At 67.0% G+C, this 7,271-nt stretch carries 6 protein-coding genes; all 6 read right to left on the bottom strand.

Going from position 1 to position 7,271, the window contains the following annotated elements:
- Positions 1–901, bottom strand: a 901-nt coding sequence (locus AB4Y84_RS08755; protein WP_442250008.1) for a flagellin, incomplete at its 3' end; no start/stop codon positions are given.
- Positions 902–1,268: 367 nt separating this feature from the next.
- Complete coding sequence (gene flgL / locus AB4Y84_RS08750) at positions 1,269–2,471, bottom strand: flagellar hook-associated protein FlgL (protein WP_442250007.1); 1,203 nt, start codon at positions 2,469–2,471, stop codon at positions 1,269–1,271.
- Complete coding sequence (flgK, locus tag AB4Y84_RS08745) at positions 2,468–4,348, bottom strand: flagellar hook-associated protein FlgK (protein ID WP_442243506.1); 1,881 nt, start codon at positions 4,346–4,348, stop codon at positions 2,468–2,470. Before flgK ends, flgL begins: the two co-directional genes overlap by 4 nt.
- 8 nt (positions 4,349–4,356) lie before the next feature.
- Positions 4,357–5,550 (bottom strand): flagellar assembly peptidoglycan hydrolase FlgJ, encoded by a 1,194-nt coding sequence (gene flgJ, locus AB4Y84_RS08740; protein WP_025879102.1) that lies wholly within the window; start codon positions 5,548–5,550, stop codon positions 4,357–4,359.
- Position 5,551: 1 nt separating this feature from the next.
- Positions 5,552–6,694, bottom strand: coding sequence for a flagellar basal body P-ring protein FlgI (locus AB4Y84_RS08735; RefSeq protein ID WP_025879103.1), 1,143 nt, complete (start codon positions 6,692–6,694; stop codon positions 5,552–5,554).
- Positions 6,695–6,696: 2 nt separating this feature from the next.
- Positions 6,697–7,271: flagellar basal body L-ring protein FlgH (gene flgH, locus AB4Y84_RS08730; protein ID WP_442250006.1), on the bottom strand; the 575-nt coding region annotated here is incomplete at its 5' end.

The following is a 7,271-nucleotide window of genomic DNA, read 5'->3' as shown; positions in this document are numbered from 1 at the left end:
CCGTTGCACCGGTCAGCGTGCCGCCGTTGGTGCTGGTCTCGGTCAGGCCCAGGCCGGCGATGGTGGCGGCGGTGGCGCCGGTCGGCGGGGTCGCCGCGCTGACGCCCAGAGCGAAGGTCTGGCCGTCCTTGACCGAGGCCAGGCTGACCACGCCGGCGTTGACGGAGGCGACTACGCCGGTCTCGCCCAGCTTGTTGTTGATCGCGGCCGCGGTGGCCGAGGTGATCGATTCGCCTGCCTTCACGGTGAAGTCGCTGACGGTGACCGTGGTGGCGGCGCCGCCCGGCGGGGTCACCGAGATCTGCAGGCCGGAGTAGGTGGTATCGGCGGTGGCCTTGTCGGCTGCAGCCAGGCTGGTGCCGGTGTAGACGTTGGCGAAGCTGGCCGCGCCCAGCGAATCGGCCTTGGCGTTGACCACGCTGTTGATGGCGATGGCCTGGCCGGCGTTGGCGCCCACCTGGAACAGCTGGCTGGTGAACGAACCGTCCAGCAGCTTGGTGCCGTTGAAGTCGGCCTGCTTGGCGACGCGGTCGATTTCGCTGACCAGCTGGGTCACTTCAGCCTGCAGCGCCTTGCGGTCGCTGGCCGAGTTGGTGGCGTTGGAGGCCTGCACGCCCAGTTCGCGGATGCGCTGCAGGTTGTTGCCGACTTCGTTCAGCGAGCCCTCGGCGACCTGGGCCAGCGAGATGCCGTCGTTGGCGTTGCGGATGGCCACGTCCAGACCACGGATCTGGGTGGTGAAGCGCTCGCTGATGGCCAGGCCGGCTGCGTCGTCCTTCGCGCTGTTGATGCGCAGGCCGGACGAGAGGCGCTGGATGGTGGTGGCGAGCGAGCTGCCGCTGGTGCTCAGGTTGCGCTGAGCGTTGAGCGACATCGTATTGGTGTTGATTACCTGTGCCATGGGGTCGTCTCCTCTTATGTGGAACCCGTTGGTGAATGGAACGAAGCGCCGCCTGATTTTTTTGTTTGGCTGTGTGCTTCGCCGTTGCCAAATGAATAACGGCGCTTTGTCAACAACCTTTAGCCGGGAATTTCGTTGCAACCGAATTTCGTCGCTGAAAGCTGTTTTTCCGGGGATTTCCGCCGACACGGAAGGGCCGGCGTGAAGCCTGGAACGGGCGGCCAGGCAGGACCTGGCCGGCGCCAGAAGGGGTATCGGCGCCTGCCAGGCAAGCTGAATGGTGGCGGCGGGGCGTATGCCCGGCAGAAACGAAAAAGGCCGCGATGCAGGGCATCGCGGCCTTGGGTTCCAGCGCTGGCGCGTGGAATCAGCGGATCTTGTTGAACAGCGACATCGACTGCATCTGCGAGAACAGCGTCTGTGCCGCCTGCAGCGCGGTGCTTTCCAGCTGGTACTGGCTCAACGCATCGGCGTAGTCCAGGTCGCGCATCTCCGACAGCGTGGTCTTCAGCGTCACGCCATTGGCCTCACGCATCTCCGCCGCGTTGTCCAGCGCTTTCAGCTGCGCGCCACCGGCAGCGCGCGAATCGATCATCCGTTCCGCCGCGCGGCCGACATCACGCAATGCGCTCTGCAGCTCGTTCTGCTGCGCGRCCATCTTTGCCGGGGTACCGGTATCGGCATCCAGTGCGGCGATCAGCTTGTCCATGGTGCCGAAGATGTCGCGGCTGCTGGCGGCCTGCACGTTGAAGCTGTCACCCGTTGCTGGCGCGCCAGCGATCTGCAGGCGAACGCCGTTGATCTCCAGTTCGCTGCCGGCCTTGTAGGTGCCGGTGCCGGTTACGTTGCCGGCACCGTCGAGCACTTCGTACTGGTCGGCAGCGGTGAAGCGCACGCTGAACGATTGCCCGTTCCAGCTGTCGCTGCCATCACGGGTGATGTTGGTCAGCACGCCGTTGCCGGCGTTGCCTGCCGCTGCGCTGCCATCGACGAAGCCATCGCCGGTGGGGATGCGCAGGAAGATCTCGCTGCCGGGCAGGGCGTCACGCACGTAGGTATCCGGACCSACTTCCACCTGGCGCTGGGTCTGGTCGCCGCGATAGACGACCTTGCCGTCAATCTTGGCGAACGGCGGATCGCTGTCGTTGGTGCCACCGAACACGTAGCGGCCGGTGCCGTCGCTGCTGTTGGCCAGCGACAGCAGGCCCTCGCGGATCTGGTTCAACTCGGTGATCAGGGTCTTCTTGTCGGGCGCACTCAAGGCGGGATTGCTGGCCTGGATGGTCAGATCGTTGACGCGCGCCATCAGGTCGTTGACCTGGGCCAGGGTGTTTTCCTGCACGCCCAGGCGGTTCTGCACGTTGTTGCCATTGAGCTTCATGCGTTCCAGTGCGGCCAGGCTGCGGTCCAGGCCCACCGCAGCGCCTGCGGCGACCGGATCGTCCTTGGCGCTGACGATCTTGCTGCCGGTGGCGATCTGCTGTTCCAGGTGGCTGAGTTTGGCCTGCTTGGCCATCATCAGCGCTACCGACTGGCTGTACATCATTCCGGTGGAGATGCGGTTGCTCATCGGCGCACGGCTCCCAGGATGGTCTGGAACATGGAATCTGCGGTGGAGATCAACTGCGAGGCGGCCTGGTAGGCCTGTTGCAGGCGCAGCATGTCGGCCGCCTCCTCATCGAGGTTGACGCCGGACACTTCGTCACGCGCTGCCTGTGCCTGGTCGGCGATCACCTGCTGCGCCCCCAGCGAATACTCCGCCGAACGCGCTGCTGCACCGACCTGGGTGGTCAGCCCGCCCAATGCGCCGCCCAGCGTCACCGTGCCGGCGTTGAACGCCTTGGCCGATTCCACCTTGGACAGCTTGGTGGCATTGCTGTTGTCCGACGAGCCGGCCGGGGTCGGGGTGATGTTGAACGTGTCGCCATTCTTCGGCACGCCATCGAGCACGAAGCTCCAGCCGTTGGCGCTGATGGTCTGCCCGGGCGTATAGGTCTGCGGTGGGCCGCCATCGATGGTGTAGGTGGTGGCCGAGGTGAACACGATCGCAGCCGGATTGCGCAGGTTGGCGTTGGCCGCATCGGTCACGGTCACGCCGCTCAGCTTGCCGGTGCCGGTGTTGGCCAGTGCGGCAGCGCCCTTGATGGCGGCGGCCGCGGCAATGCGCGAAGGATCGGTGATCGCCATCTCCAGGCTGCCGGCCACGCCAGCCGTCGGCTGCAGCAGGAAGCGGTCGTTGGCCGCCGGGGTGCCGCCCACCACCAGCTTCACGCCGTTGATGATCAACGGGTCGGCAGCGGTACCGGTGCCGGTCAGCGGCACGCTGGCGCCGGTGTCGGCGCGGCTGGCGGCCCAGTTGCTGCCATCGAACTTGAGCACGATGTTCTGTGCTTCCAGCTTGCCGAGGTCGCCATAGCTGGCGGCGATCGAACCGGTCCCGGTGTTGCCGGCATTGCCGGTGACACGCGGCGTGCCGATGTTGAAGAAGTCGCCGCCCATCTGTCCGTACAGATCCACGCCCTGGCGATGGGTGCTGTTGAACGTCTCGGCCAGGCCCACAGCCAGCTTGCCCAGTTCGGCCTGGGCCGGGGTCAGCACGGTGTCGCGGAATTCGAGCAGGCCTCCGATCTGGCCGCCCACGGCCTTCGGGTCCAGGGTGATGGTGCCGCCCTGGGTCTGCAGCGCCAGCTGCAGGCGCTCGGGCTGGTACGGGTCGGCCACCGTGGTGACCTTCGATGCAGTGGTGCCCACCACCAGCGCCTGGCCGCCAGCGGTGTAGACGTTCATGATGCCGCCGTCCTGGATCACCGCGGTGCCGCCGGTGTAGCCCACCAGCTGCGAGATCAGCTGGTCGCGGCGGTCCAGCAGGTCGGGCGCGGCGTTGGCGATGTTGGTACCGATGGCACCGTTGATCTGCGCGATCTCCGACGCCAGCCGGTTGACTTCGGTGGCACCGGCCATCAATCCATTGTTGACCTCGCCATTGAGGTTGTTCAGGTGGGTGTTGAGCTGGCTGAAGCGGTTGGCCAGGGCCTTGGCGCCATCGAGCATGTTCTGCCGGTCGGCAGTACCCGCTGCGTTGGAGGACAGGCCGCTGACGGTATCGAAGAAGTTCGACCAGACCCCGGCCACGTTGGTGGCCGCGTCGGAGAACAGGGCATTGACCCGGTCGGCCATGCCCGAGAGCTGCTTCAGGCGTGCCAGTTCGCCGCCGCTGTCGAGCAGGCGCGAGATCGCCAGCTGGTCGGCGGCGCGGCGGATGTCGACGATGCGGGTGCCGTTGCCAACGTCACCATAGCCGTAGTTCTGCGGGGTGGCGGTGGCGAAGTCGACCTTCTGCCGGCTGTAGCCGGGAGTGTTGAGGTTGGCCACGTTGTGGCTGGTGGTGGCCAACGCACGCTGGAAGGCGAGCAGGGCACTGGTACCGGTGGAAAGTACGCTGGACATGGGGTTCCTCAACGACGGGTGATACCCAGCGCCGCGGTTGCGGTGCTGGCGAAGGTCTGGCCGATGCGTGAGCCGGCGTCGGCCACGGCGGCCACGGCGCGCTCGATGGTCGGGCCGCCGGCGATCGCGGCGATCTTGGCCGCGTAGCGCGGGTCGGTGGCGTAGCCGGCGCGTTGCAGGCCGCGCGCGAAGCCCTGCACATCGGTGCCGGCCTGCAGCGCCTGCTGGTAGCGCGGGCTGGTCTTCAGCAGGCGCACGTAGTCGGCAAAGCTCTCTGCAGGCGAGGTGTAGGCGCGGAAACTGGCGGTCTCGTTGCGGCGCACGCCATCGACGTACTCATGGGTGCCGGCGGTAGCGCTCTGGCCCTTCCAGCCGGTGGCCTTGATGCCGAACAGGTTGTGCGAGGTGCTGCCATCGGCATGCTTGATCTGGCGCTTGCCCCAGCCGGTTTCCAGCGCTGCCTGGGCAACCAGGGCGCGGGCGTCCACGCCCAGTTCCTTGGCCGCGCTCTGCGCGTGCTGCCAGATGCTGGCGACGAAGCCTTCCGGGGTATGTGCGCCCAGCTGGGCGACGGCGGTGCGCGTGGCCAGTGCATCGGCCGGGGTGCCGCTGCTGCCGCGGTTGCTGGCGGTCGGCGCCCACTGGTCGCTGGCAGCGGCCCAATCGGCGCCACCGATGGCACCGGCATAGGGATCGTCGGTACCCAGCGAACGGTGCATGCCGCTGCTTTCCCGGCCCGCAATCAGGTCCAGCGCCTGCTCCATCGGGGCGACGGAGGACTGCGCACCATCCTGCACACCGGCCGCCATCTGCTGCAGCATGCGCACGGCCTGGCCGGCATCCTGCAGCGGCAGCGACGGCGCCGCCGGCGCATTGAGCTGGTAGGCGCGGCTGGCCTTGGCCGGGTCCACCCGGGTATCCAGCGCCGGGCCATCGGCCTGCGCGCCGGACAACTGGCGGGTGATCATGCTCGACAGGCCCAGGCCCTTGCCGCGGGTCATCGCCTCGGCGATCTTCTGGTCGTACATCTCCCGGAACATCTTGTTTTCACCCGGGAACAGCGAATCGCCGAAGCTGGCGTCACGCATGCTCTTGACCAGCATCTGCGCGAACTGGCCTTCAAGCTGGCGCGCGACCTTGTCGATCTTGGCCGGGTCGTTCTGCTGGGCCGGGCTGAGTTCGAATGCGGGAGTGATGCGCATGTCAGATCACCTCGAGCTCGGCGCTCAGGGCGCCGGCCTGCTTCAGTGCTTCCAGGATCGCGATCAGGTCACCCGGCGCCGCGCCAACGGCGTTCACCGCATGCACGATCTCGTCCAGGGTGGTGCCGCCGTTGAACTTGAACATCCGGCTGCCATCGTTGGTGGCGGTGATGGTCGACTGCGGCGTGGCCACGGTCTGGCCACCGGCAAAAGCGTTGGGCTGGCTGACGTTGGTGTTTTCCTGGATGGTCACCGTCAACGAGCCATGCGAGATCGCGGCCGGGCCGACACGCACCTGCTGGCCTATGACCACGGTGCCGGTACGCGAGTTGACCACTACCTTGGCCGGTGCAGCGCCCGGGGTCAGTTCCAGGTTTTCGATACGGGCCAGCAGGCCGATGCGCGCACCGGCGTCGGTGGGCGCACGCACGGCAACGGTGCCGCCGTCCACGGCACGCGCCGAACCTTCGCCGAAGGCATTGTTGAGCGCACCGACCATCCGAGAGATGGTGGTGAAATCGCTGTTGTGCAGGTTCAGGGTGATCTCGCCACTGGCGCCGAACACATCGGGCAGGGCGCGCTCAACGGTCGCACCGTTGGGAATGCGGCCGACGCTGGGCACGTTCACCGAGACGCGCGAACCGTCCTTGCCCTGTGCACCGAAGCCGCCCACGATCAGGTTGCCCTGGGCAATCGCGTAGACCTGGCCGTCGGCACCGCGCAGCGGCGCCATCAGCAGCGAGCCACCGCGCAGCGACACGGCGTTGCCGATCGAGGATACGGTGATGTCAATCGGCTGGCCGGGCTTGGCGAACGGCGGCAGTTCGGCGTGGATCGCCACCGCCGCCACGTTCTTCAGCTGCGGGTTGACGTTGGCCGGTACGTTGACGCCCAGCTCGCCCAGCAGGTTCTTCAGGCTCTGCACGGTGAAGGGCGCCTGGCTGGTGCGGTCGCCGCTGCCATCCAGGCCGACCACCAGGCCGTAACCCACCAGTGCATTGCCGCGCACGCCACCCACCTGGGCCAGGTCCTTGATGCGCTCGGCGCTGGCGGGGGCAGCCACCGCAAAGACCATGAACACGGCACAGTAGAGCGACGCCGCGCGTCGCTGCCAGGAAGAAGAGAAGGAGAGTTTCATGGCCATACTCAGAACGGCGTCAGGCCGGAGTTGAAGAAGCGGCTCAGCCAACCCATCGCGTTGGACTGCGCAACAGGGCCGCGGCCGCCATAGACGATGCGCGCTTCGGCCACGCGGCTGGAAGGCACAGTGTTGTCCGCGCTGATATCGCCGGGGCGCACGATGCCCTGTACCTGCACCAGCTCATCACCCTGGTTCAGGCGCAGGTTCTTCTGCCCCTGCACCACCAGGTTGCCATTGGGCAGGCGCTGCACCACCGTCACGGTCACGTTGCCCTGCAGGCGGTTGCTCTGCGCGCTGTTGCCCTTGCCAGTGAAGTCGCGTGCGCCCTTGGCCGTTGCACTCAGGATGTCCTTACCGCCCAGGGTGACCGGTGCGCCGAGAATCGACGGCGTGCCGAGGCTCAGGTTCGATTCCTTGTTGGTGGCGGTGTTGGCGCTGGTCTGCGCGGTGGTGTTTTCCAGCAGGGTGATGGTCAGCAGGTCGCCGACATCGCGCGCACGGCGGTCCGAATACAGCTGCAGGGTCGGGCCGGCGGCGTAGATCGCGCCGTGCGCGCGATGTCGGCGACCTGCTGACCATC

Origin of the sequence: Stenotrophomonas sp. 2YAF22 (assembly GCF_052114665.1) — a bacterium.
Lineage (GTDB): Bacteria > Pseudomonadota > Gammaproteobacteria > Xanthomonadales > Xanthomonadaceae > Stenotrophomonas > Stenotrophomonas indicatrix.
Note: the sequence above shows the minus strand (reverse complement) of the source record. Positions and strands in the feature narration are given on the sequence as shown.

Excerpts from the sequence above, each read along its gene's own strand:
- flgJ (WP_025879102.1), bottom strand. The coding sequence starts at position 5,550 with ATGCGCATCACTCCCGCATTCGAACTCAGCCCGGCCCAGCAGAACGAC.
- AB4Y84_RS08735 (WP_025879103.1), bottom strand. The coding sequence starts at position 6,694 with ATGGCCATGAAACTCTCCTTCTCTTCTTCCTGGCAGCGACGCGCGGCG.
- flgK (WP_442243506.1), bottom strand. The coding sequence starts at position 4,348 with ATGTCCAGCGTACTTTCCACCGGTACCAGTGCCCTGCTCGCCTTCCAG.